The organism is Pseudorhodoferax sp. Leaf265 (assembly GCF_001422365.1).
Taxonomy (GTDB): Bacteria; Pseudomonadota; Gammaproteobacteria; order Burkholderiales; family Burkholderiaceae_C; genus Pseudorhodoferax.
This window is the reverse complement of record NZ_LMMT01000040.1, coordinates 1-26,162: the sequence shown is the minus strand read 5'-3', so window position 1 is coordinate 26,162 and position 26,162 is coordinate 1. Positions and strand designations below refer to the sequence as shown.

Below are 26,162 nucleotides of genomic sequence, written 5' to 3'. Positions count from 1 at the left end.
AATTGCACCCATCCCAACCGAAAACCTTGATAGGAACGCACCATGAACACCCCTCTCAACGACAAGATCGCCCTGGTCACGGGCGGCAGCAGCGGCATCGGCCTGGGCGCCGCGAAGGAACTCATCGCCCAGGGCGCGCAGGTCTTCATCACGGGCCGGCGCCAGGCGGAACTCGACGCGGCCGTGGCCGAACTCGGACCCAAGGCCACAGGCATCCGTGCCGATGCGGCGGTGCTTGCCGACCTCGACACGGTCTACGCGCAGATCGCCAGGACCGCCGGCCGACTCGACATCCTGTTCGCCAACGCAGGCGGCGGCGACATGCTGCCGCTGGGCGCCATCACCGAAGAGCACTTCGACCGCATCTTCGGCACCAATGTGCGCGGCGTGCTGTTCACGGTGCAGAAGGCCTTGCCCTTGCTCAGCGAGGGCGCCTCGGTGATCCTGACATCGTCCACGGTTTCGATCCAGGGCACGGCCAACTTCAGCGTCTACAGCGCGAGCAAGGCGGCGGTGCGCAACTTCGCGCGCTCCTGGGCGCTGGACCTGAAGGACCGCAAGATCCGCGTCAATGCAGTCAGCCCCGGCCCGGTCCGCACGCCCGGCCTGGGCGGTCTGGCCGCCGACGAGGCGACGCGCCAGGGACTGTTCGACTATTTGGCCGCGCAGGTGCCACTGGGCCGCCTGGGCGAGCCGGGCGAGATCGGCAAGGCCGTGGCCTTCCTGGCCTCGGACGCGGCGAGCTTCGTCAACGGCATCGAGCTGTTCGTCGACGGCGGCATGGCCCAGGTGTGAGGCGGGCAGGGGAGCACGTCAGGCCGCGGCCACCAGGTCCAGGAAGCGCTGCCCCAGCCGCGACGGCGGCCGGTTCTGGTTGACCACGCTGAAGATCGGAAAGCGCGGCGCATCGGGCACGTCGCGCAGCACCAGGCCCTCGGCCCGGTGCGCGCGCGCCGACATGTCGTCGACGAAGGCGATGCCGGCGCCGCTGGCGGCCATGGCGCAGGCCGCGTAGCCCGAGCGCACCTCCACCGCGACCTGGCGCGCGATGCCGCGCTGCTCGATCCAGGCGTCGATCGCGCGGCTCTGCGGTGCCTCGGGGCTGTAGACGATCAGGCGCTCGCGCAGCGCCAGATCCAGGTCCAGCACGGGTGCGGCGGCCAGCGCGTGGCCCTGCGGCAGCGCGCACAGCAGCGTCCAGTGGCCGATCTCGCGCACCTGCAGTACCGGGTGGTCCAGGGGCGCGCTGGAAATGGCCACGTCGGCCTCCTCGGCCACGAGCAGCTGCACGATCTCGCGCGTGGGCAGCGATTCGAAGAACACCTTGGAATGCGCGAATTCGGCGAGCAGGGCGGCCGTGGCGCGCGGCACCAGCTGCAGCCCGGTGTTGGCGCTGGACAGCACGCGCAGCGTCTCGTGGCCGCCGAAGCGCAGGTGGGCCGAAACGTTCTGCACATGCTGCACGCCGCGGTAGACCTGGTCGATCGCGCCCTGCAGGGTGCGTGCCTCGGGCGTGGGCACCAGCCGGCCGTTGCGGCGCTCGAACAGCGCCACGCCCAGGCGGATCTCCAGGTGCCGGATCAACCGGCTCACCCCGGGCTGCGAGACGTGCAGCAGCTTGGCCGCATTGGTCGTGGAGCCGGTCGTCATGACGGCGCGGAAGACTTCGATCTGGCGCAGGTTCATCGCGCGGCTTATTCCATCGGTGCTCGGGGATGACCCTAGAAAAGAACACGATGTTATAGCGGGCGAGGCGATCGGTATTGGACCCGGCGGGGGGCGCTTCCTACGATGGCGGCTTCTCCGTCACCCTGCAAGAGACAAGCATGACCCATTGGATCCGCCTGGCCACGCTGGCCGCGGCCGCCGCGCTGGCGTTCGGCGCTGCAAAGGCCCAGACCTACCCGAACAAGCCCATCAACATGGCCGTGGGCTTCGCTCCCGGCGGCTCGGGCGACATCCTCGCGCGCCTGGTGTCGAGCAGGCTCGCCACCGCGCTGGGCCAGCCCGTGGTGGTGGAAAACCGGCCCGGCGCCGGCGCGACGATTGCTACGAGCTACGTGGCTTCTGCGCCGGCCGACGGCTACACACTGCTGTTCGTGACCAGCGGCTTTCCGGGCAGCACGGCGCTGTATCCCAAGCTCAAGTACGACACGGTCAGGAGCTTCGCGCCCGTGGCCAAGGTCGGCGCCTCGCCCGTGGTCGTGGTGGTGCCGGCGGCCTCGCCATCGCAGAACTTCGGCGAGGTGCTGGCCGCCGCGCGCAAGGCGCCCGGCAAGCTCAACTACGCGGCCGGCGGCGGCGGTGCCACGACCACCAGCCTGGCCGCCGAGTTCCTCAAGAGCGAGGCCAAGGTCGACATGCTCATGGTCCCGTACAAGGGCTCCGGCCCTGCGCTCACGGCGCTGCTGGCGGGCGAGGTCGATATGGGCTTCGACATTCCGTCCAGTGCGCTGCCGCACATCCAGTCCGGCAAGCTGCGGGCGCTGGCGGTGACCACGGCCAAGCGTTCCGCCGTGCTGCCGGGCGTGCCCACGGTGGCCGAACTCGCGCTGCCGGGCTTCGAAGTCACGGGCTGGTTCGGCGTGCTCGCGCCGGCCGGTACGCCGGCTGCCGTCGTCGAGCGGTTGAACCGCGAGATCAACGCCGTGCTGGCCCAGCCCGACGTGAAGGAGCGCCTGGCCAGCCTGGGCGTGGAGCCGGCACAAGGCAGCCCGGCCGATTTCGCCGCGCTGATCGCGAGCGAGACCAAGCGCTATGGCGACGCGATCCGCCGCCTGGGATTGACGGCGGAATGAGCGTGCTGGACAAGGAACTCACGGCCGACCTGGTCGTCGTCGGCGGCGGCCTGGGCGGCATCGCCGCGACGCTGGCGGCCTGCCGGCTGGGCCGCCGCGTGCTGCTGGTCGAGGAACTCGACTGGCTGGGCGGGCAGCTCACGGCCCAGGGCGTGCCGCCCGACGAGCACCCCTGGATCGAGGTGCTGACGGGCTCGCAGAGCTACGCCGAACTGCGCCAGGCCATCCGCACCTACTACCGCGACCACCTGCCTTTGAGCGCTGCGGCGCGCGCCCAGGTCCGACTCAACCCGGGCCAGGGCAACGTGGGTACGTTGTGCCACGAGCCCTGGGTGGCCGTGCGCGTGATCGACCAGATGCTCGCGCCACACGAAGCGGCGGGCCTGCTGACCGTGCTGCGCCGCCACCGCGTGCTGCGCGCCGAGACCGCGGGCGACCGCGTGCAGGCGCTGACGGTGCTGGATTTGGAACAGGACCGCCCACTTATGCTGCGTGCGCCGCTGTTCATCGACGCCACCGAGATCGGCGACCTGCTGGAGCAGGCCGGCGTCGAACATGTGTTCGGCGCCGAGGCGCAGTCGCGCACGCAGGAGCCGCATGCGCTGCGCGAGGCCGATCCGTTCGACCAGCAGGCCATCACCTGGTGCCTGGCCTGCGACTACCTGCCCGGCGAAGACCACCGCATCGCCAAGCCGGCCGGCTACGAGCGCCTGCGCACGCTGCAACTGGACTGCTGGCCCGGCCCGCAGTTCAGCTGGACGCTGTCCGACTTCGTGACGCACCAGCCGCGCGAGCGCCCGCTGTTCGTGGGACCGACCGACACCGAATCGCTGTACGACCTCTGGCATGCGCGGCGCATCGCCTACCGCCAGCACTTCGAGCCCGGCGCCTACGCCAGCGACATCACGCTGGCCAACTGGCCACAGATGGACTACTGGGAGCAGCCCGTCGTGGGTGTGTCGCCGCAGGAGCAGGCCGCGGCGCTGGAAGAATCGCGCCAGCTGAGCCTGGCCTGGTTCTACTGGATGCAGACCGAGGCGCCGCGCCACGACGGCGGCCAGGGCTATGCCGGCCTGCGCCTGCGCGGCGACGTGCTGGGCACCACCGACGGCTTGGCCAAGCAGGCGTACTACCGTGAGGGCCGGCGCATCGAGGCCGAGTTCACGGTGCTGGAGCAGCACATCGGGGTGGCGGCGCGTCCCGGCCGCGACGGCGCGGAGGTGTTCGCCGACAGCGTGGGCATCGGCGCCTACCGCATCGACTTGCACCCCAGCACGCGCGGGCGCAACACGGTGGACATCGATTCCTACCCGTTCCAGATCCCGCTGGGTGCCTTGCTGCCCGTGCGTGTGGACAACCTGCTGCCGGCCTGCAAGAACCTGGGCACCACGCGCATCACGAATGGCGCCTACCGCGAGCATGCGACGGAGTGGAGCATCGGCGAGGCCGCCGGCCTGCTGGCCGTGTTCGCGCTGGAGCAGGGCGAGCCGCCGCGCGCCGTGCGTGCCAAGCCGGAGCTGCTGGCCGACTACCAGCGCCTGCTGCAGCGCCAGGGCGTGCTGCTGGCCTGGCCGCGCTTCGGCCCGCTGACGCCCACGCAGCGGGTCGGCTACCAGCACGCGAAAGCCTGAACAGGGGAGTTTCGAGGAGGGCGGGGCGGGCCTGGGGTTTCCCCCATAATCGCCCGCACCGCCACCCCCTGCCCAGGAGTTCCATGCAAGTTTCCGCGTCCATCTTCAAGGCCTACGACATCCGCGGCATCACGCCGTCCAGCCTGAACGAGGCCGTGGCCGAAGGCCTGGGACGCGCCTTTGGCACCATTGCCCGGCGCGAGGGCGAGACCACCGTGGCCGTGGGCCGCGACGGCCGCCTGTCGGGCCCCAGCCTGTCGGCCGCGCTGATCCGCGGCCTCGTGGCCGCCGGCGTGCAGGTCATCGACGTGGGCATGGTCACCACGCCCATCCTGTACTTCGCCGCCCATACCTTGGCCAAGAGCGGCATCCAGATCACGGGCAGCCACAACCCCAAGGACTACAACGGCTTCAAGATGATCATGGGTGGCCGCGCCATCTACGGCGACGAGATCCAGGCCCTGCGCAGCATGATCGAGGCCGAGGACTGGCTGGACGTTCCCGGCGGCAGCGTGCGCCAGGCCGACGTGCTGCCGGCCTACCGCGAACGCATCGTGGGCGACGTGAAGCTGGCGCGCCCGCTCAAGATCGTCATCGACTCGGGCAACGGCATCGCGGGCGCTTCGTCGCCTGCAATCTTCCGCGCGCTGGGCTGCGAGGTGACCGAACTCTTCAGCGAGGTCGACGGCAACTTCCCCAACCACCACCCGGACCCGAGCAAGCCCGAGAACCTGCACGACCTCATCGCCGCGTTGAAGACCACGGGCGCCGAGCTGGGCCTGGCCTTCGACGGCGACGGCGACCGCCTGGGCATCGTCACGCGCGAGGGCAACAACATCTTCCCGGACCGCCAGATGGCCTTGTTCGCGCAGGACGTGCTCTCGCGCGTGCCGGGCGGCACCATCCTGTTCGACGTCAAGTGCTCGCAGCGGCTGGCCCCGGCCATCGAGGCCGCCGGCGGCAAGGCTCTGATGTTCAAGACCGGCCACTCGCTGATCAAGGCCAAGATGAAGGCCATTGAGGCCGAGGGCGGCCAGGCGCCGCTGGGTGGCGAAATGAGCGGCCACATCTTCTTCAAGGAACGCTGGTTCGGCTTCGACGACGGCACCTACGCCGGTGCGCGGCTGCTGGAGATCCTGAGCAAGTCGCCCGATGCCAGCGCCGTGCTCGACGCCCTGCCGACGAGCTTTTCCACGCCCGAACTCAATGTCGGCTGTACCGAGGGCGAGCCGCACGCGCTGGTGGCCCAGCTCGTGGCGGCCGCCAAGTTCGACGCACCGGCGACCGTCAACACCATCGACGGCCTGCGGGTGGACTGGCCGGACGGCTTCGGCCTGATCCGCGCCTCCAACACCACGCCGGTGCTGGTGCTGCGCTTCGAGGGCCACACCGAGGCCGCGCTCGAGCGCATCCAGACGCAGCTCATGGCGTTGCTGCGTTCGGTCAAGCCCGACGCGCAGATCCAGGCGGCCGCACATTGAGTGCAGGCGGCGGCCGCACTGCATGAGGATCCTGATCGTCAAGCTCTCGTCGCTGGGCGATGTGGTGCAGGCCATGCCGGTCGTGAGCGACCTGCGCGCGGCGCTGCCGCGGGCGCGGATCGACTGGGTGGTCGAGGAATCGTTCGCGCCGCTCGTGGAATGCGTGGTGGGCGTGGAGCGCGTGCTGCGTTTCGCCGGGCGCCGCTGGCGCAAGTCCTGGCTGGACGCCGCGACGCGGGCCGAACGCATTGCTTTCTACACGGCGCTCCGGGACGTTGAATACGACGCCGTGCTCGACATCCAGGGCCTCATCAAGTCGGGCATGGTGGCGCGCAAGGCCCGCATCTCGGCCCAGGGCTTTCGCGCGACCTACGGCAACCGCAGCGAGGAGTGCGGCTACGAGTGGCCCACGCGCTTCTTCGCCGATCGCCTGGTGCCCATGCCGCGGCGCGTGCACGCGGTGCAGCGCTACCGCGTGTTGGCCGCGGGCGCGCTGGGCTATGAACTCAAGACGCCGCCCGTCTACGATCTGCGCGTGGAGCGCCCGGCACCGGTGCGCGCGGTCGTGCTGGCCCATGGCACGACGCGGCCCGACAACGAATGGCCGCAGGCGCACTGGGCCGCCATCGGCCAGCGGCTCGCGGCCGATGGCTTCGCCGTCTGGCTGCCGCATGCCTCGGATGCCGAGCTGCGCCTGGCTACCGCGCTGGCCGCTGCCATCGGCCCCGCGGCCCGTGTCTGGCCGCGGCTGTCGCTGGCCGGCGTGCTGCGCGAGATGGCCGCTGCCACCGGCGTGATCGGCGTGGACTCCGGCCTCAGCCACATGGCCGTGGCGCTGGACCTGCTGCACGTGCAGATCTTCAGCTATCCGCGCGCCTGGCGTGCCGGCCCCGTGGGCCATGCGCACCAGGTGCCGGTCGGCGGCGAACGTGCCCCCAGCGTGGACGAGGTCTGGGCCGCCTGGCAGGGCGTGCTGGCCGCCACACCCCGACCGGTGCCCGCCTGATGCTGCTGCGCCTGTACGGCTGGCTGACCTGGCTGGCGCAACCGCTGCTGCGGCGCAAGCTCGCGCGCCGTGCGGTGGCCGAGCCCGGCTACGGCGCCCATGTGCCCGAGCGCTTCGGCCATTACACACAGCCGCCGTCGAGCGGCTGGGTCTGGGTGCATGCGGTGTCGCTGGGCGAGACGCGCGCGGCCGCCGTGCTCATCGCCGCGCTGCGCGAGCGCCTGCCCGGCATGCGGCTGCTGCTCACACACGGCACGGCCACGGGCCGGGCCGAGGGCGCGCGGCTGCTGCGCGAAGGCGATCTGCAGGTCTGGCAGCCCTGGGACACGCCGGGCGCGACCCGGCGCTTCCTGGCGCAGTTCCAACCCCGTGTCGGCATCCTCATGGAAACCGAGATCTGGCCCTGGCTCATCGAAAGTTGCCGCCGGGCCGGCGTGCCGCTGGTGCTGGCCAATGCGCGCCTGTCCGAAAAATCGCTGCAGGGCGCGCAGCGCGTGCCGCTGCTGCCGCCGGCCTATGCCGCGCTTGTGGCCGCCTACGCGCAGACCGAGGACGATGCGGCGCGGCTGCGCAGCGCCGGTGCGCCGGTGGCCGGCGTCTTCGGCAATCTCAAGTTCGATGCCACGCCCGATCCGGCGCAGCAGGCGCGCGGCCGCCAGTGGCGGGCTGCGGCGGGCAAGCCCGTGGCGCTGTTCGCCAGTTCGCGCGAGGACGAGGAGGCCGCCTTGCTGGCCTTGCTGCAGGCCGATCCGGCCGCTGCCGCAGCCGTGCAATGGCTGATCGTGCCGCGCCATCCGCAGCGTTTCGATGCCGTGGCCGAGCTGGTGCGTGCGCATGGCTTTGCCGTGGCGCGCCGCAGCGGCTGGGGCGATGCGCCGCCGGCCGGTGCGGGCGCGGTCTGGCTCGGCGATTCGCTGGGCGAGATGGCGCTGTACTACGGCCTGGCCGACCTCGCCTTGCTGGGCGGCAGCTTCGAACCCCTGGGCGGGCAGAACCTGATCGAGGCCGCGGCCTGTGGCTGCCCGGTGCTGATGGGGCCGCACACCTTCAATTTCGCCGAGGCGGCAGAGCTCGCAGAGCAGGCCGGTGCCGCCCTGCGTGTGGAGGATCTGGCGCAGGCCGTTCAGACCGTGCAGCGGCTGGCGGCGGACCCTGTGGCACGCCAGCGGGCCAGTGACGCGAGCTTCGCCTTCGCCGCGGCCCACCGTGGCACGGCGGCGCGCACGGCGACTGCGATCGTGGAACAGGTCCAGCGTTGAGCGTGCTGGTTCAGCGCAGCAGCAGCGCCTCGATGCCCTGCAGGTCTTCGGCGCGCAGTCCGCCGCTGGCCTGGCGCAGACGCAGCTCGCCCAGCAGCACGTTGTAGCGGGCCTGGGCCAGGTCGCGCTTGGTCTGGTAGAGCTGGCTCTGCGCGTTCAGCACGTCGATGTTGATGCGCACGCCGACCTGGTAGCCCAGCTTGTTGGCGTCCAGCGCACTCTGGCTGGAGGCCTCGGCGGCCTGCAGCGCCTCGACCTGGCCCTTGCCTGACACCACGCCGAAGTAGGCCGTGCGCGTGTTCTGCACCACGGTGCGGCGGGCCGCTTCCAGGTCGGCACTGGCCTTCTCTTCGAGCGACAGGGTTTCGCGCACGCGGTTCTGCACCGAATAGCCGGCGAACAGCGGCACCGTGACCTGCACGCCCAGCGAGCCCTGGTTCTGGCGCGTGCCGAAGGCCAGGCTGTTGCTCGGGTAGCCCTGCGGATAGCGGTTGATGCCGTAGCTGGCCTGCAGGTCCACTGTGGGCTTGTGGCCGGCACGCGCCTTCTCGGTCTCCAGCCGCGCGACATCCACGCCGATGCGGGCCTGCTGCACGACGGGATGGCCCTCGGCCTGCTGCACCCAGGTCTCGGCATCGCCGGTCAGCGCGGGCAGCGGTACCGGCTGCGCCAGCGGGGTGGGACGGGCATCGGTGCGGCTGACCACCGTGTCCAGCGCCAGTTTCTTGACGCGCAGGTCGTTGGCGGCGGCGATCTCCTGGGCCATCACCAGATCGTGCCGGGCCTGGGCTTCGCGCGTGTCGGTGATGGTGGCGGTGCCGACCTCGAAGTTGCGCCGGGCCGAGGCCAGTTGCTCGGCCACGGCAGCCTTTTGCGCCTGTACGAAGGCGAGCGTGTCCTGTGCGGCCAGCACGTCGAAATAGGCCTGGGCCACGCGGATGACCAGATCCTGCTCGGCCACCAGCAGCTGGGCCTTGGCGATGTCGGCCAGCTTGAGGCCCTGCTCGTAACCGGCCCAGTTGCCGGGGCGGTACAGCGGTTGCGTGGCGCCCACGCTGGCCGTCAGCGCCGTGTACGGGCCTTCGACGGGCGGCGTGGTGCTGTCGTAGGTGTTGCGCGAGGCACCGGCCGTGAGGTTGGCGCTGGGCAGGATCAGCGCGCGCGATTGGTCGGCCTTGGCCAGGTTGGCCTCGTACTGGGCACGGGCGCCCTGGTAGGTGGCGTCGGTGGTGCGTGCCGCCTCGAACAGCTGCACCAGCGTCTGGGCCGACGCGGCCGGCACCGTTCCGAAGGCCAGCAGGAGCAGCAGGCCGGAGGTGTTGCGTCGGAGTGCGATCTTGTGTTTTCTCGTCTGCACCATGGCCTGCCTTCGTCCTAGTAACGGGGGATGGATGGATCGCGCTGCTGGGACCAGGCGTCGATGCCGCCACTGATGTTGGCCACCTGCGCGAAGCCCTGCTGGGCCAGGAACTGCGCCACCCGCATGCTGCGGGCGCCGTGGTGGCACAGGCAGGCGATGGGCTGGTCGCGGTCGAGCTCGGCCAGGCGGCCAGGAATCTCGCCCATGGGAATGGCCAGCAGCGTGAAACCATCGGGCTTCACGCTGGCCACGGCCAGTTCCGCGGGTTCACGCACGTCGAGAACCGTGATCTGCCCGGGCTGCCAGTCGCCGAGTTGGGAGGGAGTGACGAGGTCGATCATCGGCTCAGAACTGGAAAGGCGACGGTTCCGGAAAGTTCTGAAGCCGCGGCACGATGGCGTCCCAGGGCGAGGTGGTTTCGAAGCGGCCTTCGCCCACACGGGTGACGACCTGGGCACGCATCATGGGCTCGTTGCCGACGATGGCGAACAGCCGACCGCCCGGCTTGAGTTGCTGCAGCAGCGCCGCTGGCACGGCGGCCACCGAGCCGCTCAGCAAGATGGCGTCGAACGGGCCGTCGGCCGCGGCGCCGTTGGCACCGTCGGCATGGCGGACCTCGGCGTTGGCGATGCCGGCTTCACGCAGGTTGGCGCGGGCGGTCTCGGCCAGTTCGGCTTCGATCTCCAGTGTCAGCACGCTGGCGGCCAGGCTGGCCATCAGTGCGGCGGAATAGCCCGAACCGGTGCCGATCTCCAGCACGCGATCGGTCTTTTGCAGCTTGAGATCCTGCACGCTGCGCGCCTCCACGCGCGGTGCCAGCATGCAGTGCCCCTGGCGCAGGGCGGCCTCGTGCGGCGTGCGCAGCGGCACCTCGGTGTCCATGAAGGCCAGGCCGCGCAGCGCGGCCGGCGTGAACTGCTCGCGCCGCACCTGGCCCAGGAGTTCCAGCACGGCAGCATCCAGCACATCCCAGGGGCGGATCTGCTGCTCGATCATGTTGAAGCGGCTGAGTTCGATTTCGGCGGGGGTCATTTGTTCAGGCGGCGTAGCAGGGGACGCGGGAGTCACGACAGAGCCGGGATTCTAGAGGGCGGGGCCTGGGCCGGCCCCAGCAGGCCATGCAGGATGATGTCCAGCTGGGAAGCGATGTAGCGTTCCGGCATCAATTCGCCCGACGCCGGTGCGAGCAGACCCATCGCATGCTTGTGCATGACCAGGTACAGGATGGCGCTGGTCACGCTGTAGACGGCGTATTCGGCGTCCAGCGGGCGGAACTCCCCGCGCTCGATGCCGCGCTGGATCACGCGACGCAGCAGCTGCTGCGAGGGTTGCACCACCTCGGTGTGGTAGCAGGCCGCCACCTCGGGAAAGTTCTGCGCCTCGCTGATCACCAGCTTGGTGAGGCCGGTGAGCTTGGTGGCGCCCACGCGCGTCCACCAGGACTGCAGGGCGTGGCGCAGCATGTCGGCGGCACTGTCGCTGCCGCCGTCCATGGCCTCGTATTCAGCGTTCCAGTCGGCAAAGCGGGCGGCCAGGTTGTCCTGCACGACCGCCCGGAACAACTCCGCCTTGCTGGGGAAGTACAGGAACAGCGTGCCCTTGGAAACGCCGGCCCGGGCGGCCACGGCCTCCACCTTGGTGGCGGCGAAGCCTTTTTCGACGAACAGTTCCAGCGCTGCGTCCAGCAGCTCGCTCGGACGCGCGTCCTTGCGCCGGGCCCGCTTGCCGGCGGCCGTGCTTCTGGGAGGGGCGGAGGGGCTCTGCATTCCTTAATGACCGACCGGTTAGTAAATGTAGGCAGTCCGGAATTGGCCTGTCAAGGCAGACCACCGGAGCGGGCGCTCAGCGTCCCAGGCGCAGCGCCAGCCACTCGCGCACGACGGCCGAGGTATTGGCCAGCCCATGGGTCGATGGCAGCCACTCCAGCACGGGCCGCTGCAGCGGCACGGCGAAGCCCATGGGGGCGGGCAGCACCGTGAGGCCGGTCGCCTCGAAGGCACGCACGGCGCGCGGCATGTGCCAGGCGCTGGTGACCAGCGCGATGCGTTCGATGCCGTCGCGGCGCAGCAGTGCCGCCATGTTCTGGGCGTTCTCGATGGTGTCGCGCGACTGGCTGTCGGCCCAGCGCAGCGGCGCCAGGCCGGTGCGGGCCAGCAGGCGCGCCACCGCATCGGCCTCGTCGGGATGTTCGGCCTCGCCCGCATTGGCCCAGCCGATGCCACCGGCAAAGCCCAGCGGCAGGCCGCTCTCGCGCGCGAGCCAGGCGCCGTAGAGCGCCCGCGTGCCGGTCTGGCTGGACGGTTGCGGGCCTTCGAGTTCGGGTACGCGCGGGTACAGGCCGCCGCCGAGTGCGATCACGGCTTGCACCTGCCGCGCCTGCAGCCGCGCCACGGCCTCGGTGGGCGGCAGCGCCGCCACGGGGGGCAGCAAGAGGTCGGACAACCGCACCGCCACCGCATTGCTGCACAGCAGCCACAACAGCACCAGGCCGGCCAGGCCGAGCGCACGTCCGGCCGCGCGCCGGCGCCGCGCCAGCAGCCAGCCGAATGCGATCAGCAGCAGCGGGCCGGCCGGCGGCAGAAACAGGGTGGAGAGGATGGGGCGCCACTCGGCAGGATTCATGGGAGGCCGTGGGGGAGAGGGTTGATGGACGCGGGCCGGCATTCTCGTGGATGGCCACGGCACAATGCCGGCTGCAATTTTTCGCAGAGGGCATGGCATGGCAACGGAAACCATCACACTGGGCGGCGGCTGCTTCTGGTGCACGGAGTCGGTGTTCAAGGAGGTCCAGGGCGTGCTCGACGTGGAGAGCGGCTACAGCAACGGCGAGCTGCCGCGGCCCAGCTACGAGCAGGTCTGCACCGGCCGCACCGGCCACAACGAGGTGGTGCGCCTGCAGTTCGACCCGGCGCAGATCGGCCTGCGCGAGATCCTGGAGATCTTCTTCGTCGTGCACGACCCCACCACGCTGAACCGCCAGGGCAACGACGTGGGCACGCAGTACCGCAGCGGCATCTACCTGGACAACCCGGCGCAGGAGCCGGTCGCGCGCGAGGTCATCGCGGAACTGGCCGGCCACAGCAGCGCGCCCATCGTGACCGAGGTGCTGCCGCTGGCCAACTACTGGCCGGCCGAGGAGTACCACCAGGACTTCTTCGAGAAGAACCCGCACCAGGGCTACTGCATGGCCGTGGCCGCGCCCAAGGTCGCCAAGTTCCGCAAGACCTTCAGCCGCCTGGCCAAGCCCTGACACCCGCATGAGCCAGCGCCTGCGCCTGCTCCAGCGCCGGCCACTGTGGTGGCTGGGCCTGTTGCTGGGCGTCTGGCTGTCCGCGCAGACCTTGGCGCTGGCGCACCGCGAGGTGCATGGCTCTGCGGCCGACCATTTCCACGTCGGCCATGCCGCGGTCGACTGCCAGCTGTACGACCACGCCGGCGCGGCCGATCTGCTGGCCAGCCTGCCCGTGCTGGCGCTGCCCGCCGTGGCGGCGCTGGCGCCGCTGGCGAGGCCCTGCCCGGCGCTGTGGGCACCGGCGCCACCGCCGTTCCAGGCCCGCGGCCCGCCCGCGCTTCGCTGAACTCCACCGTCCTGGCCCGCGCGCCCGTCGCAAGACAGGTGCGCGCGGTCGCATGCACGACCGATTTCAACGAAGCTCTTCCATGTCTCCTCATTTCTCGCGCGGCGCCGTCGCTGTCGCCGTTTCGCTCGCCTGTCTGTCCCCCGCGTGGGCACAGTCCGAATCCGCCACGCTGAAGGAAGTCACCGTCACCGGCAACCCGCTGGGCACGGCCGACGCCGCCCAGCCCACCACCCGCCTGGAAGGCGATGAACTGACCCTGCGCCGCCAGGGCACGCTGGGCCAGACGCTGGACGGCCTGCCCGGCGTGGGCAGCACCTATTTCGGCCCCAATGCCAGCCGGCCTGTGATCCGCGGCCTGGACGGCGACCGCATCCGCGTGCTGCAGAACAGCGGCGCCATGCTCGACGCCTCGGCGCTGAGCTTCGACCATGCCGTGCCCTCGGACCCCTTGACCGTGGAGCGCATCGAGGTGCTGCGCGGCCCGGGCGCGCTGCTGTACGGCGGCAGCGCCGTTGGCGGCGTGGTCAACCTGATCGACAACCGCATCCCGCGTGCGCCGCAGTTCGATGCCAAGGGCGGCATCACGGGCGCGGCCGAGGCGGGCCTGTCCACCGGCAACAAGGGCCGTGACGGCGCGCTGCTGCTCGAGGGCGGCAACGACCGCTACGGGCTGCACGTGGATGTCAGCAAGCGCCGCACCGATGACGTCGCAGTGCCCATCGATCTGCCCTGCAGCAAGCCCGGCAGCGCCGAGCAGGCTCGGCGCATCTGCAACTCCGCCAGCGACACCGAGAGCGGCTCGGTCGGCGGCTCGCTGTTCTTCGACCATGGCTACCTGGGCGCCTCCATCACCGACTACCGCAGCGACTACGGCACCGTGGCCGAGGACGAGGTCACCATCGGCATGCGTTCGCGCCGCTATGCGCTGGCCGGCGAGTGGCGTCATTTGCCGGGCTGGTTCAGCAGCATCAAGCTGCAGGCCGCGCACACGCGCTACCGCCACACCGAGTTCGAGGGCGACGAGGCCGGCACGCGCTTTCGCAACCAGGGCAACGACCTGCGGCTGGAGGCCCGGCACCAGCCCATCGGCCCCTTGCAGGGCGTGGTCGGTCTGCAGATGGACAGCAACCGCTTCGCGGCCGAAGGCGAAGAAGCCTTCGCGCCGGCCAGCCGCACGCGCCAGCAGGCGCTGTTCGTCTACGAGGAGCTACCCACCGCCTGGGGCAAGTGGACGCTGGGCGGCCGTGTCGAGCGTGTGCGCGTTCGTTCGGACGGCAGCAGCGACCCGGATGTCACGCGCTTCGAAACCGGCGAACGCAGCTTCACGCCGCAGAGCCTGGCCGGCGGTGCGCTCGTCAAGCTCTCGCCGGCCTGGCAGTTCACGGCCAACCTGGCGCACAGCGAGCGCGCGCCGCGCGACTACGAGCTGTTCGCCAACGGCCCGCACCTGGCCACGGCCGCCTGGGAGACCGGCGACGCCTCCTTGCGCAAGGAGAAGTCCAACAGCGTGGACGTGGGCCTGGCCTGGCAGTCCGGCCCGCACAAGGCCGCGTTCAATGTCTACGCCAGCCGTTTCTCCAACTACATCGGCCTGGTGGACACAGGCAACACGCGCAGCGCCGAGGGCGAGCTCAACCCCCCGGATGGCGACGAGGCCCTGGCCGACCTGCGCTACGCCGGCGTGCGCGCGCGCTTCTACGGCGCCGAGGCCAACGGCACGCTGCGCCTGCTCGGTGCAGGTGGCCTGGGCCGTTCGGAGGAAGTTGGCACCTTGGACTTCCTGTGGCGCGCCGACCTCGTGCGCGCGACCAACCTGGACAGCGGCGAGCCGCTGCCGCGGATCGCCCCGGCCCGCCTGGGCGGCACCCTGTCCTGGGCGCGCGGCCCCTGGGGCGCGCAGCTGGGCGTGGACCTGGTGCGGGCGCAGCGCCGGGTGCCGGCCGAAGGCCAGCGCGCGACCGACGGCTATGCGCTGTGGAATGCCGCGCTGAGCTACCGCGTGCCGCTGGGCAGCTCCGAACTGCTGTGGTTCGCGCGCGTCGACAACATCACCGACGAGCTGGCCTACAGCGCCGTCTCGGTGCTGACCACCACGGCCTTCCCGAAGGCGCCGCTGCCCGGACGCAGCGCGCGGCTGGGCGTCCGAATGAATTTCTGACGCATGCACGTGCATGAGGTCGCATCGCATGCCACTGCGCTGAAGGCCACGGAGCAGGCCATGCCAGTGCACCCGCGGAACTGGCTCTGCCAGGCCGCCGGGTGCGCCCCTTGAGGGGTATTGGATGTCTACACGCAGTGAGACATCCAAACGGGGTGGTCCATCTCATGCGCCCCGGAAGCAGGACATGCCCCAGGGCGTCAGCTTCACGGGCAGGTGGTAGTGGCGCGCCGTGTCGGCCACCGCGAAGCGGAACACCTGCACGTCCATGAAGGCCGGCTCGGGCAACTGGGTACCGCGCGCGCGGTAGTAGTCGGCCACGTGCAGGCGCAGCTCGTACTGGCCGGCCCCCATGGGCTCGGCCACGCCCTCGATGGCGGCGACCAGGCCGTTGCCACCCACGGGCCCCGAGACCAGCTCGCGCCATTGCCCGCCTTCGTGGAACAGCACGTCCACGCGCATGTTGCGCGCGACCAGGCCATTGGCGACATCGACGACGTGGACGGAAATGGTTTGCATGGCGCACGCAGGAAGTGAGGGCGCCGCATCCTACCGTGCCGACGGCGCCGCGCCATCCAGCCCGGCCGCATAGCGCCGTGCCTCCTCACGCAGCCAGGCGATGAAGTCCATCGGAGGCGCGGCGGCCTGCGGCCAGACCAGCCAGTAGGGGTAAGCGTAGGGCGCGCGGATGGTGGTCAGCGCGACGAGTTCGCCCTGGCGCAGCAAGCCATCGACCAGGCTCAGGCGTTCCAGCGCCACGCCCAGGCCCAGGCGCACGGCTTGCAGCGAGAGGTTGGAGTCGTTGATCCAGAGCCCGCCCTCGGGCGAGGGCTCGGGCAGGCCGGCCAGCTGGCACCACGGTGCCCAGGATTCGGCCGAGCGGACCAACGGACAACGCAGCACCTCGGCCGGCGTGCGCGGCAGCGCGCCGCCGTTCAGGCCGGGCGCGGCCACCATCACCAGCTCGTCCGTGAAGAGCTGCTCCTGCACCATGCCGTCCCAGGGGCCCTGGCCCATGCGGATGGCCAACTGCGCGCCGGCCTGGCGCAGGTCCTGCAGATCCAGGCTGGCCTGCAGGCGTACACGCCGGCCCGGGTGCGCCGCCAGGTAGCGCGGCAGCCGCGGCAGCAGCCAGTGCTGGCCGAACGAGGGGATCAGCGCCACCACGAGTTCGCCCGCGCGCGGCCGAATGCGCAGCGCACGCGTGGCGTCGCCGATGCCCTGCAGCGCCTCGCGCACCTGCAACGCATAGAGCCGGCCGTTCTCCGCCAGGCGCACGCCTCGGCCCTCGCGCTCGAACAGCGCCAGGCCCAGCAGACCCTCCAGCTGGCGCAGCTGCTGGCTCACGGCCGAGTGCGTGACATGCAGCTCCTCGGCCGCGCGGCCCACGCTGCCGAGCCGTGCGACGGCCTCGAAGCAGCGCAGCGCGTTCATGGGGGGCAGATCGTTCATGTCAGTTTCTCTAACGGATTCGACAACAAGATGTCGATGGTAGAAGAGGCGCTTCTTCGGTAGATTTCCGGTTGGCCCGCGCATGGCTGCGGACCGATGAAGGAGAACTGACATGATGCAGCTGGTCGGCATGCTCGACTCGCCCTATGTGCGCCGTGTGGCCGTGAGCCTGGAACTGCTGGGCCTGCCATTCCAATCGCGGCCGATTTCGGTGTTCCGGCAGATGGACGCCTTTCGCGCCATCAATCCCGTCATCAAGGCGCCCACGCTGGTGACGTCCGAGGGCACGGTGCTGATGGACTCCAGCCTGATCCTGGACTGGGCCGAACACCTGGCCGGCCCGTCACGCAGCCTGTGGCCGGCCGCACCGGCCGAGCGCCTGCGCGCGCTGCGCCTGACGGGCCTGGCGCTGGCCGCCTGCGAGAAGGCCGTGCAGATCGTCTACGAGCAGCAGGTGCGCCCGCCCGAGAAGCAGCACCAGCCCTGGCTGGACCGTGTCCATGTCCAGATGTTGGCCGGCTTCGGCGCGCTGGAGGACGAACTGCGGCGCGGCCCGCCGCCAACCCCGGCCGGTGGCCAGCCGGTGGGCCAGGCCGAACTCACGCTGGCCGTGGTCTGGCATTTCGCGCGCCAGCTCGTGCCGGCGCACCTGCCCGAGGCGCCGTTCCCGCTGCAGCGCGCGGCCTCGGAGCGGGCCGAAGCGCTGGCCGCCTTCGCGGCCTGGCCGCACGCGTGAGTCAGCGGTAGCCGAGCTGCCGCGAGATCGCGGCCGCGGCCGCGCGCACCGCCTGTGCCGCGGCCGAGTCCCAGTCCGCCGGGAAATGGTCCTGGTGGCCCAGCGCCGTGATGACGATGGCGGGCTGGCCCTCGTGGTCCAGCGCCGCGGCGCTGAAGGCGTTGACGCCCGGCATGGGCCGGCCGTGGGCGCGGGCCACGCCATGGGCGCGGTGCTCGGCCACGGCCGTCTCCAGCTCGGCGCGCTGGGCGGGCGAGAGCGGCCGGCCGGCCTGGTCCGGATCGCCCAGCGGGCCGGAAAGCGTGCGTTCGATGCGCTCGACCGGCAGCACGGCCGCGAAGGCGCGGCCCGTGGCGGTGTTGAGCAGCGACATCACGGTGCCCGCGCGCATCGACACATGCAGCGGCTGGCGCGCATCGATCATGCGCACGATGGTGGCGCCGAAGTTGCCCCAGACCGCAAGCGCCACGGCATAGCCCGTGCGCTGCGCCAGCTCCTCGGCCACGGGCATGGCGGCCTTCACAGGGTCGAGCTGGTGCAGGTACGTCAGCCCCAATTGCAGCGCCGCCGGCCCCAGCGCATAGTGGCCCGTACCGGTGTCCTGCGCGATCAGGTGCAGCCGGGCGAAGCTCACGAGGTAGGGGTGGGCCCGCGAGGGCGGCATGTCGGCCGCGGCGGCCAGGTCCTTGAGCGACATCGGCCCGGGTTGGCCCGCCAGGGCCAGCAGCAAACGGGCGCCCACCTCGGCCGACTGCACCGCGCGCTGGCCTTTGTCCTGAATCTTGTCCATGCGTGCGAGTTTGCAGGATGCAAATGCATTTGACAAACGCGAACGAACGGAAATAATGCGAACCAGTTTGTCAATGACAAATCTCAATCTTCACGAACCCGCAGGAGACACCCGATGAGCCAGCAGAAAAAGTTCGCATCCCAGGCCGACCTGGAAGAGAAGAAGGTCACCTTCAGCCAGATTTCCGAGCACGCCTGGGCCTACACGGCCGAAGGCGATCCCAACACCGGCATCGTGATCGGTGACGACGCGGTACTCGTGGCCGACACCCAGGCCACCCCGGCGATGGCGGCCGACGTGATCCGCCGCATCCGCGAAGTGACCGACAAGCCGATCCAATACGTGGTGCTCACGCACTACCACGCCGTGCGCGTGCTGGGCGCCAGCGCCTACCAGCCGCAGCAGATCTTGGCCAGCCAGGACACCTACGACCTGATCGTCGAGCGCGGCGAGCAGGACAAGGCCAGCGAGATCGGCCGCTTCCCGCGCCTGTTCCAGAACGTGGAGACGGTGCCTCCGGGCCTGACCTGGCCGACCATGACCTTCACGGGCAAGATGACCGTCTGGCTCGGCAAGCTCGAGGTGCAACTGCTGCAGCTGGGCCGAGGCCATACCAAGGGCGACACGGTGGTCTGGCTGCCGGGCGAGAAGACGCTGCTGTCGGGCGACCTCGTGGAGTTCGGCGCCACGCCGTACGCGGGCGATGCCTACTTCAAGGACTGGCCGCAGACGCTGGACAACATCGCCGCGCTGCAGCCCAAGGCGCTGGTGCCCGGCCGCGGCGCGGCGCTGACCACGCCCGCCGACGTGGCCAAGGGCTTGCAGGAAACGCGCGACTTCATCGCCGACGTCTACGCCCATGTGCAAAAGGGGGTGGCGGCCGGCAAGGACCTGAACGCGGTCTACAAGGACACCTTCGCCGCGCTCAAGCCCAAGTACGGCCACTGGGTCATCTTCGACCACTGCATGCCCTTCGACGTGACGCGCTGCTTCGACGAGGCCACGCAATACGCCGACCCACGCATCTGGACCGCCGAGCGCGACATCCAGATGTGGAAGGCGCTGGAAGGCTGATCGGGCCGCGGAGGAGACAAGACATGAAGCTCCACGAGCTCGCCACCGCCCCCAAACCCGTCGACTACCAGAAGCTGGTGTTCGACTACCAGCCCCACCCCGACCAGCGCGCGGCCCTGCCTGCGCGCCATCCGGTCGTCGTGGTCGGCGCCGGCCCGGTCGGCCTGGCCCTGGCCATCGACCTGGCCCAGCAGCAGGTGCCCGTGGTGCTGCTGGACAACGACCACAAGCTCTCGACCGGCTCGCGTGCGATCTGCTTTTCCAAGCGCTCGCTGGAGATCTTCGACCGCCTGGGCTGCGGCGAGGCCATGGCCGCCAAGGGCGTGTCCTGGAAGGTCGGCCGCGTGTTCCTGCGCGGCGAGGAGGTCTACAGCTTCGACCTGCTGCCCGAGGACGGCCATGCCCGCCCGGCCTTCGTGAACCTGCAGCAGTACTACGTCGAGGGCTTCCTGGCCGAGCGCGCCGCGCATTTGCCGCTGATCGACGTGCGCTGGCAGAACAAGGTCACGGGCGTGGAGCAGCACGGCGACCACGCGCTGCTGACCATCGATACCCCCGACGGCCCCTACCGGCTGCAGGCCGACTGGGTTGCCGCCTGCGATGGCTCGCGCTCCGCCGTGCGCCAGTTGCTGGGCCAGGAGAGCCACGGCCGCGTGTTCCGCGACCGCTTCCTGATCGCCGACGTGAAGATGAAGGTCGACTTCCCGGCCGAGCGCTGGTTCTGGTTCGACCCGGACTTCCACCGCAACCAGAGCGTGCTCTTGCACATGCAGCCCGACGGCGTGTGGCGCATCGACTTCCAGCTCGGCTGGGACGCCGACCCCGAGGTCGAGAAGCGGCCCGAGAACATCATGCCGCGCGTGCGCGCGCTGCTGGAGGCCTCGCCCTTCAAGGGCGCCGAGGTGGAACTCGAATGGGCCAGCGTCTACACCTTCGCCTGCCAGCGCATGGACGCCTTCCGCCATGGCCGCGTGCTGTTCGCGGGCGATGCGGCGCACGGCGTGTCGCCCTTCGGCGCGCGCGGCGCCAATTCGGGCCTGCAGGACGCCGAGAACCTGGCCTGGAAGCTGGCCGCCGTGCTGCGCGCGCAGGCGCCCGATGCGCTCTTGGACAGCTATGCCCGCGAACGCGAGATGGCGGCCGACGAGAACATCCAGAACTCCACGCGTGCCACCGACTTCATCACACCCAAGAGCGAGATCAGCCGCTTGTTCCGCGACGCCGTGCTGCAGCTCGCGCGCCGGCATGACTTCGCGCGGCGCATGGTCAACAGCGGGCGGCTCTCGGTACCGGCCACCTTGCATGGCTCGGCGCTGAACACCGAAGACGCCGACGGCTTCGCAGGCCGCATGGTCCCCGGTGCCGTGGCGTCCGACGCGCCCGTGGCCGGCGGCTGGCTGCTGCAGCGCCTGGCCGGCACGCGTTTCGCGGCGCTGGTGTTCGGCGACGGCGAGGGCGCCCAGGCCAGCCTGCGTGCACTGGCCGCGACCGAGCTGCCGCTGCAGGTCGAGCGGGTGCCGCTGGACGCGGCCCACGCGCTGGCGGCCGCGCGCTACGACGCGCAGGACGGCACCACCTACCTGCTGCGCCCCGACCAGCATGTCTGCGCGCGCTGGCGCCGGCCCACGGCCGGAGCACTGCGCGCCGCCCACGAGCGCGCCCTGGCCAAGGCCTGAAGGACACCGCGATGACACCCGAACACCTGGACACCCGCGCGCGCCTGGCCGCGCCCGACGATTTCTACGAAGCCCTGATCGACGCCCACCAGGGCCTGTCGACAGAGGAAAGCCATGCGCTCAATGCACGCCTGGTGCTGCTGCTGGCCAACCAGATCGGCAACCTGCCGGTGCTGCGGGAGGCCCTGGCCGCCGCCCGCGAAGCCTGACGATTTCACAACCCCTGGAGACAAACCATGATGCGCTTTCTGACCACCGGCCTCGTTGCCGCCACACTGGCTTTCACGGCGTCGGCCCAATCCGGCAAACCCATCGAATGGGTGGTCGGCTACGCGGCCGGCGGCGGCTCCGACGCCGTGGCGCGCGCCACGGCCGAAGCCATGACCAAGACGCTGGGCGCGCCCGTGATCGTCAACAACAAGCCGGGCGCGGCCACCAACATCGCGGCCGAGTACGCGGTGCGCGCCAAGGACCTGGAGAACACGGTCTTCACGGCCGACTTCGCCACGCTGGCCGTCAACCCCTTCCTGTTTCCCAAGCTGCCCTACAGCGCCGAGAAGGACTTGAAGCCCGTGGGCCTGCTCGCGCGCTTTCCGCTCGTGCTGGTGGTCGGCCCGCAGGTGCCGGCCAGCAACTGGAAGGAATTCGTGGCCTGGGCCAAGGCGCAGAACGGCGCCGTCAACTACGCTTCGGCCGGCGTCGGCAGCCCGCATCACCTGGCCACCGAGCTGCTGGCCGAGCAGGGCGGTCTGAAGCTCACGCACGTGGCCTACAAGGGCGCGGCACCGGCGGTGGCCGACGTGCTGGGCGGCCAGGTTCCGTTCATGCTCGTGGACACCGCGAGCGGCAACCAGTTCGTGCTGTCGGGCAAGCTCAAGGCCATCGGCGTGGCCAGCGCCCAGCGCATCGCCAGCCTGCCCAACGTGCCGACGCTGGCCGAACAGGGGCTTGCGGGCTACGAAGCCTATGCCTGGCAGGGCCTGACCGTGCCGGCCGGTGCGACCGATGCCACCGTGGCCCGCTACAGCAAGGCTTTGCAGGAAGCCCTGGCCTCGCCCACCGTGAAGGCGCGCTACGAGGCCCTGGGCGTGGAAGGCCTGCCCGGCACGCCCGAGCAGATGGCCGCCTACGTGAAGCAGGAACGCGAGCGCTGGGGCCGCGTGATCCGCACCAACAACATCAAGATCGACTGAAAGGAACACCATGGCCCAGGACCCGCTGCGCTACCAGAGCGGCTTCGGCAACGAGTACGCCACCGAGGCCGTGCCCGGCAGCCTGCCGCAAGGGCGCAACAGCCCGCAGCGCGCGCCGCACGACCTGTATCCCGAGCTGATCTCGGGCACGGCGTTCACGGCGCCGCGGCACGAACAGCGGCGCAGCTGGATGTACCGGCGCCAGCCCTCGGTAGTCGCGGGCCGCTACCAGCCCTATGCGCAGCCGCTGTGGACCACGGGCGGCGACGCCGGCACGGCGTTGGCGCCCGAGCCGCTGCGCTGGCATCCGGTGCCGCTGGACGGCGCCGAGTTCGACTTCGTCGATGGCATGCGCACGTTGGCTGCCAACGGCGATGCCGATGCGCAGACCGGCGTGGGCTCGCTCGTGTACGTGGCCGGCCAATCCATGGGCCGGCGCGCCTTCGTCAACGCCGATGGCGAACTGCTGGTCGTGCCGCAGCAGGGCCGGCTCGTGATCACGACCGAGCTTGGCGCGCTGGAGGTGGCGCCTGGCGAGATCGCGCTGCTGCCGCGCGGCCTGGCTTTCAAGGTCGCGCTGCCCGATGGCTTGTCGCGCGGCTACGTCTGCGAGAACTACGGCGCGCAGTTCCGCCTGCCCGAGTTGGGCCCGATCGGCTCCAACGGCCTGGCCAATGCGCGTGATTTCCTCGCGCCCGTGGCCGCCTACGAGGACGAAGCGGGGCCCTACGAGCTCATCAAGAAGTTCGGCGGCCGCTTCTGGCGTGCGCCGGCCAAGGGCACGCCGTTCAACGTCGTGGCCTGGCATGGCAACCTGGCGCCCGTGAAGTACGACACCAAGAACTTCATGACCATCGGCTCGATCAGCTTCGACCACCCGGACCCGTCGATCTTCACGGTGCTGACCTCGCCCAGCGACACGCCCGGCACGGCCAACTGCGACTTCGTGATCTTCCCGCCGCGCTGGCTGGTGATGGAGGACACCTTCCGTCCGCCCTGGTACCACCGCAACCTCATGAGCGAATTCATGGGACTGGTCCATGGCGAGTACGACGCCAAGCCCGGCGGCTTCAAGCCCGGCGGCGCGAGCCTGCACAATGCCATGGTGCCGCACGGGCCGGACGAGGAAGCGTTCGAGAAGGCCTCTTCGGTGGACCTGAAGCCGCAGAAGCTGGACAACACGCTGGCCTTCATGTTCGAGAGCCGCTACCGCTTCATCCCGACCGCATGGGCGCTGAACACCGCGCCGCTGGACCACGACTACGCCGACTGCTGGGCCGGCCTGAAAGACCACTTCCAACCATGACCTCTGTGAACGCCACCCACGATCCCCAGCTGCGCAGCTGGGTCGCCTCCGCCAACCAGGCCGGCTGCGATTTCCCGATCCAGAACCTGCCGTTCGGCCGCTTCCGCCCGGCTGGCAGCGCCGAGCCGTTCCGCATCGGCGTGGCCATCGGCGACCAGGTGCTGGACCTCAAGGCTGCAGGCCTGGTCGACCATGCCGACATGAACGCGCTGATGGCCGCCGCGCCGGCCGAGCGCCAGGCCCTGCGTGCACGCCTGTCCGCCGGCCTGGCCGAAGGCAGCGCCGAGCAGCCTGCCTGGGCCAAAGCGCTGGTGCCGCAGGCGCAGTGCGAGTACACCGTGCCTTGCGAGGTGCGCGACTACACGGACTTCTACACCAGCGTGCACCACGCCACCACCATCGGCAAGCAGTTCCGGCCCGACAACCCACTGCTGCCCAACTACAAATGGGTGCCCATCGGTTACCACGGCCGCGCCAGCTCCATCGTGGTCAGCGGCACGTCGTTCAAGCGGCCGCAGGGCCAGACCAAGGCGGCGGACGCAGCGGTGCCCACGTTCGGCCCCTGCAAGCGGCTGGACTACGAGCTGGAGCTGGCCTACTTCGTGGGCCAGGGCAATGCGCTGGGCGCGCCGGTCGGCATCGAGGCGGCGGAGGCCCACCTGTTCGGCGTGGGCCTGTTCAACGACTGGTCGGCGCGCGACCTGCAGGCCTGGGAGTACCAGCCGCTGGGCCCATTCCTGTCGAAGAACTTCGCCTCCACGGTCTCGCCCTGGATCGTGACCATGGAAGCGCTGGCGCCGTTCCGCGCCCCGTTCACGCGGCCGGCGGACGACCCGCAGCCGCTGCCCTACCTGGACAGCGCGGCCAACCGCGCCCAGGGCGCGCTCGACATCACGCTGGAAGTGTGGCTGCAGACCACCAAGATGCGCGCGGCCGGCGATCAGGGCGTGCGCCTCACGCGCGGCAACACCACGCAGGCTGCCTACTGGACGGCCGCGCAGCTCGTCGCGCACCACACCGTGAACGGCTGCAACCTGAACCCGGGCGACCTGCTGGGCTCGGGCACGCTGTCGGGCCCGACACCGGGCGAGGCAGGCTCCTTGCTGGAGCTGTCGCAGGGCGGCAAGCAGCCCGTGGCCCTGCCCAACGGCGAGACGCGCAGCTTCCTCGAGGACGGCGATACGCTGATCCTGCGTGGCTGGTGCGAACGCGCCGGCGCCGTGCGCATCGGCCTGGGCGAGGCACGCGGCACGGTGATCGGCTGAGTCGGCTGCGTAGGGGCGCGGCCGGCGCCACACCGGCGTGCGGACCGCGCCTGCTGGCGGTCGCCTACGCTGGCGGCGCCCGCGGGTGGCCCGAACAGATCACCTTGCACCGAAGGGCAGCCGAGCGCACGCAGCCGCTGGAGCTGCCCTTCCTGCGCCACCTTTTCGTCCGTGACGTCCAGGTGCATGGTGTGGGCCAGCAGCACGAGCGAGGCAATGATGGAATGCGCCATGCCGCTGGCCGGTTCGTGCAACAAGGCGGCGATGCAGGACTGGTCCAGCTCGATGCGGTCGAACGGCAGGTCGCGCAGACCAAAGTGCGCGGGCAGGGCCGCTCTAACTTCTTGTAACCTTCGCGCGGGAAATCACTGATCGCAAACGTTTGCGCAAGTGTTTTGGGGTCTTTATATTGGCTGCTTCCATCACGCAGCAAGAACAGGAGACACCGATGCGTTCGACCCGCCGCACCCTTTCCACCGCGCTGGCCCTGGCCGGCCTGCTGGCCGCCGCGCCCTCGTGGGCCCAGAGCCCGCCCAAGGTGGCCCTGGTCATGAAGTCGCTGGCCAACGAGTTCTTCCTGACCATGGAGGAAGGCGCCAAGGCCCACCNATGCAGTCGCCCACGCCGCACCCTTTCCACCGCGCTGGCCCTGGCCAGTCTGCTGGCCGCCGTGCCCTCGTGGGCCCAGAGCCCGCCCAAGGTGGCCCTGGTCATGAAGTCGCTGGCCAACGAGTTCTTCCTGACCATGGAGGAAGGCGCCAAGGCCCACCAGAAGGCCAACGCCAAGCAGTACACGCTCATGGCCAACGGCATCAAGGACGAGACCGATGCGGCCGCCCAGATCCGCATCGTCGAGCAGATGGTGGCSCAGAAGGTCGACGCGCTGGTCATCGCCCCGGCCGACTCCAAGGCCCTGGTGCCGGCCATCAAGGCSGCTGCCGACAAGGGCGTGCTGATCGTCAACATCGACAACCGGCTCGAYGMGGCAGCGCTCAAGGAGAAGGGCCTGTCCGTGCCCTTCGTCGGCCCGGACAACCGCGCCGGCGCCAAGCTGGTGGGCGATGCGCTGGCCAAGACGCTCAAGAGCGGTGACAAGGTGGGCATCATCGAAGGCGTSTCCACCACCTTCAATGCGCARCAGCGCACGCTGGGCTACCAGGACGCGATGAAGACCGCCGGCATCACGGTGGTGGGCGTGCAGTCGGGCCAGTGGGAGATCGACAAGGGCAACCAGGTGGCCTCCAGCATGCTGCGCGAGCACCCGGACCTGAAGGCGCTGCTGGCGGGCAACGACTCGATGGCGCTGGGCGCGGTGGCGGCGGTCAAGGCCGCGGGCAAGACCGGCAAGGTGGCCGTGGTGGGCTACGACAACATCAGCGCGATCAAGCCCATGCTG

26 protein-coding genes and 1 pseudogene are annotated in these 26,162 nt (G+C 70.3%); 17 read left to right on the top strand and 10 right to left on the bottom strand.

What is annotated here, in order from left to right:
* Positions 1 to 42: 42 nt before the first annotated feature.
* On the top strand, positions 43 to 795 hold the full coding sequence (locus ASF45_RS31550) for a glucose 1-dehydrogenase (RefSeq protein ID WP_056673010.1): 753 nt from the start codon (positions 43 to 45) through the stop codon (positions 793 to 795).
* 18 nt (positions 796 to 813) lie between these two features.
* On the opposite strand, the gene ASF45_RS31545 is transcribed toward ASF45_RS31550, so the two are convergent.
* Positions 814 to 1,686, bottom strand: coding sequence for a LysR family transcriptional regulator (locus ASF45_RS31545; protein ID WP_056673008.1), 873 nt, complete (start codon positions 1,684 to 1,686; stop codon positions 814 to 816).
* 140 nt (positions 1,687 to 1,826) lie between these two features.
* Between ASF45_RS31545 and ASF45_RS31540 the strand changes: the two genes are divergently transcribed.
* The 5 genes from ASF45_RS31540 to ASF45_RS31520 all read left to right on the top strand — a co-directional run bounded on the left by ASF45_RS31540 (position 1,827) and on the right by ASF45_RS31520 (position 8,175).
* On the top strand, positions 1,827 to 2,798 hold the full coding sequence (locus tag ASF45_RS31540; protein WP_056674345.1) for a tripartite tricarboxylate transporter substrate binding protein: 972 nt from the start codon (positions 1,827 to 1,829) through the stop codon (positions 2,796 to 2,798).
* Positions 2,795 to 4,429: an FAD-dependent oxidoreductase gene (locus ASF45_RS31535; RefSeq protein ID WP_056673005.1), complete on the top strand. Its 1,635-nt coding sequence runs from the start codon at positions 2,795 to 2,797 to the stop codon at positions 4,427 to 4,429. Before ASF45_RS31540 ends, ASF45_RS31535 begins: the two co-directional genes overlap by 4 nt.
* Positions 4,430 to 4,512: 83 nt before the next feature.
* Entirely contained in the window at positions 4,513 to 5,910 is a 1,398-nt protein-coding gene (locus ASF45_RS31530) for a phosphomannomutase/phosphoglucomutase (RefSeq protein WP_056673001.1), read from the top strand.
* 22 nt (positions 5,911 to 5,932) lie between these two features.
* Positions 5,933 to 6,916 carry a lipopolysaccharide heptosyltransferase I gene (gene waaC / locus ASF45_RS31525; protein WP_056672998.1) on the top strand — a complete coding sequence of 328 codons (984 nt, stop codon included), beginning with the start codon at positions 5,933 to 5,935 and terminating at the stop codon, positions 6,914 to 6,916.
* Complete coding sequence (locus ASF45_RS31520; protein WP_056672995.1) at positions 6,916 to 8,175, top strand: 3-deoxy-D-manno-octulosonic acid transferase; 1,260 nt, start codon at positions 6,916 to 6,918, stop codon at positions 8,173 to 8,175. The genes waaC and ASF45_RS31520 overlap by 1 nt, the downstream gene beginning before the upstream one ends.
* 10 nt (positions 8,176 to 8,185) lie before the next feature.
* On the opposite strand, the gene ASF45_RS31515 is transcribed toward ASF45_RS31520, so the two are convergent.
* The 5 genes from ASF45_RS31515 to ASF45_RS31495 all read right to left on the bottom strand — a co-directional run bounded on the left by ASF45_RS31515 (position 8,186) and on the right by ASF45_RS31495 (position 12,157).
* On the bottom strand, positions 8,186 to 9,535 hold the full coding sequence (locus ASF45_RS31515) for a TolC family outer membrane protein (RefSeq protein ID WP_056672991.1): 1,350 nt from the start codon (positions 9,533 to 9,535) through the stop codon (positions 8,186 to 8,188).
* Positions 9,536 to 9,549: 14 nt separating this feature from the next.
* Positions 9,550 to 9,876, bottom strand: coding sequence for a rhodanese-like domain-containing protein (locus tag ASF45_RS31510; protein ID WP_056672986.1), 327 nt, complete (start codon positions 9,874 to 9,876; stop codon positions 9,550 to 9,552).
* 4 nt (positions 9,877 to 9,880) lie between these two features.
* The gene (locus ASF45_RS31505; RefSeq protein ID WP_056672982.1) at positions 9,881 to 10,567 is read right to left on the bottom strand and encodes a protein-L-isoaspartate O-methyltransferase; all 687 of its coding nucleotides are present in this window, start codon (positions 10,565 to 10,567) and stop codon (positions 9,881 to 9,883) included.
* A gap of 32 nt (positions 10,568 to 10,599) precedes the next feature.
* The gene (locus ASF45_RS31500) at positions 10,600 to 11,301 is read right to left on the bottom strand and encodes a TetR/AcrR family transcriptional regulator (protein ID WP_056672979.1); all 702 of its coding nucleotides are present in this window, start codon (positions 11,299 to 11,301) and stop codon (positions 10,600 to 10,602) included.
* A gap of 76 nt (positions 11,302 to 11,377) precedes the next feature.
* Entirely contained in the window at positions 11,378 to 12,157 is a 780-nt protein-coding gene (locus ASF45_RS31495) for a YdcF family protein (RefSeq protein WP_056672976.1), read from the bottom strand.
* Between the two features lie 97 nt (positions 12,158 to 12,254).
* Between ASF45_RS31495 and msrA the strand changes: the two genes are divergently transcribed.
* The 3 genes from msrA to ASF45_RS31480 all read left to right on the top strand — a co-directional run bounded on the left by msrA (position 12,255) and on the right by ASF45_RS31480 (position 15,274).
* Positions 12,255 to 12,785, top strand: a complete 531-nt coding sequence (gene msrA / locus ASF45_RS31490; RefSeq protein ID WP_056672971.1) for a peptide-methionine (S)-S-oxide reductase MsrA — start codon at positions 12,255 to 12,257, stop codon at positions 12,783 to 12,785.
* A gap of 7 nt (positions 12,786 to 12,792) precedes the next feature.
* The gene (locus tag ASF45_RS31485) at positions 12,793 to 13,113 is read left to right on the top strand and encodes a hypothetical protein (protein WP_056672968.1); all 321 of its coding nucleotides are present in this window, start codon (positions 12,793 to 12,795) and stop codon (positions 13,111 to 13,113) included.
* Positions 13,114 to 13,195: 82 nt separating this feature from the next.
* Positions 13,196 to 15,274, top strand: coding sequence for a TonB-dependent receptor (locus ASF45_RS31480; protein WP_056672965.1), 2,079 nt, complete (start codon positions 13,196 to 13,198; stop codon positions 15,272 to 15,274).
* Between the two features lie 165 nt (positions 15,275 to 15,439).
* On the opposite strand, the gene ASF45_RS31475 is transcribed toward ASF45_RS31480, so the two are convergent.
* Positions 15,440 to 15,793: a hydroxyisourate hydrolase gene (locus tag ASF45_RS31475; RefSeq protein ID WP_056672962.1), complete on the bottom strand. Its 354-nt coding sequence runs from the start codon at positions 15,791 to 15,793 to the stop codon at positions 15,440 to 15,442.
* Positions 15,794 to 15,823: 30 nt separating this feature from the next.
* Entirely contained in the window at positions 15,824 to 16,726 is a 903-nt protein-coding gene (locus tag ASF45_RS31470; protein ID WP_056672959.1) for a LysR substrate-binding domain-containing protein, read from the bottom strand.
* A gap of 115 nt (positions 16,727 to 16,841) precedes the next feature.
* On the opposite strand from ASF45_RS31470, the gene ASF45_RS31465 reads away from it, so the two are divergent.
* Positions 16,842 to 17,462 carry a glutathione S-transferase family protein gene (locus ASF45_RS31465; protein WP_056674340.1) on the top strand — a complete coding sequence of 207 codons (621 nt, stop codon included), beginning with the start codon at positions 16,842 to 16,844 and terminating at the stop codon, positions 17,460 to 17,462.
* Between the two features lies 1 nt (position 17,463).
* Here the strand turns inward: ASF45_RS31465 and ASF45_RS31460 are convergent, their stop codons facing one another.
* On the bottom strand, positions 17,464 to 18,252 hold the full coding sequence (locus ASF45_RS31460; RefSeq protein WP_056672956.1) for an IclR family transcriptional regulator: 789 nt from the start codon (positions 18,250 to 18,252) through the stop codon (positions 17,464 to 17,466).
* A 114-nt stretch (positions 18,253 to 18,366) separates the two neighbouring features.
* Between ASF45_RS31460 and ASF45_RS31455 the strand changes: the two genes are divergently transcribed.
* From ASF45_RS31455 to fahA, 6 genes are read left to right on the top strand one after another with little or no spacing between them, the layout of a single operon-like run.
* Positions 18,367 to 19,326: an MBL fold metallo-hydrolase gene (locus ASF45_RS31455; RefSeq protein WP_056672952.1), complete on the top strand. Its 960-nt coding sequence runs from the start codon at positions 18,367 to 18,369 to the stop codon at positions 19,324 to 19,326.
* Positions 19,327 to 19,349: 23 nt separating this feature from the next.
* Positions 19,350 to 21,002 (top strand): FAD-dependent oxidoreductase, encoded by a 1,653-nt coding sequence (locus tag ASF45_RS31450; protein ID WP_056672949.1) that lies wholly within the window; start codon positions 19,350 to 19,352, stop codon positions 21,000 to 21,002.
* Between the two features lie 11 nt (positions 21,003 to 21,013).
* Complete coding sequence (locus ASF45_RS31445; RefSeq protein WP_056672946.1) at positions 21,014 to 21,211, top strand: DUF2783 domain-containing protein; 198 nt, start codon at positions 21,014 to 21,016, stop codon at positions 21,209 to 21,211.
* A gap of 27 nt (positions 21,212 to 21,238) precedes the next feature.
* On the top strand, positions 21,239 to 22,195 hold the full coding sequence (locus tag ASF45_RS31440; protein ID WP_056672942.1) for a tripartite tricarboxylate transporter substrate binding protein: 957 nt from the start codon (positions 21,239 to 21,241) through the stop codon (positions 22,193 to 22,195).
* Positions 22,196 to 22,205: 10 nt separating this feature from the next.
* Positions 22,206 to 23,501: a homogentisate 1,2-dioxygenase gene (gene hmgA / locus ASF45_RS31435; RefSeq protein WP_056672939.1), complete on the top strand. Its 1,296-nt coding sequence runs from the start codon at positions 22,206 to 22,208 to the stop codon at positions 23,499 to 23,501.
* Complete coding sequence (fahA, locus tag ASF45_RS31430) at positions 23,498 to 24,766, top strand: fumarylacetoacetase (RefSeq protein ID WP_056672936.1); 1,269 nt, start codon at positions 23,498 to 23,500, stop codon at positions 24,764 to 24,766. The genes hmgA and fahA overlap by 4 nt, the downstream gene beginning before the upstream one ends.
* A 143-nt stretch (positions 24,767 to 24,909) precedes the next feature.
* On the opposite strand, the pseudogene ASF45_RS37165 reads toward fahA, so the two are convergent.
* A pseudogene (locus ASF45_RS37165) lies at positions 24,910 to 25,020 on the bottom strand (hypothetical protein); the annotation flags it as partial.
* A 389-nt stretch (positions 25,021 to 25,409) separates the two neighbouring features.
* Here ASF45_RS37165 and ASF45_RS31425 point away from each other — a divergent pair.
* On the top strand, positions 25,410 to 26,162 hold a 753-nt coding region (locus ASF45_RS31425), incomplete at its 3' end, for a substrate-binding domain-containing protein (protein ID WP_156473297.1).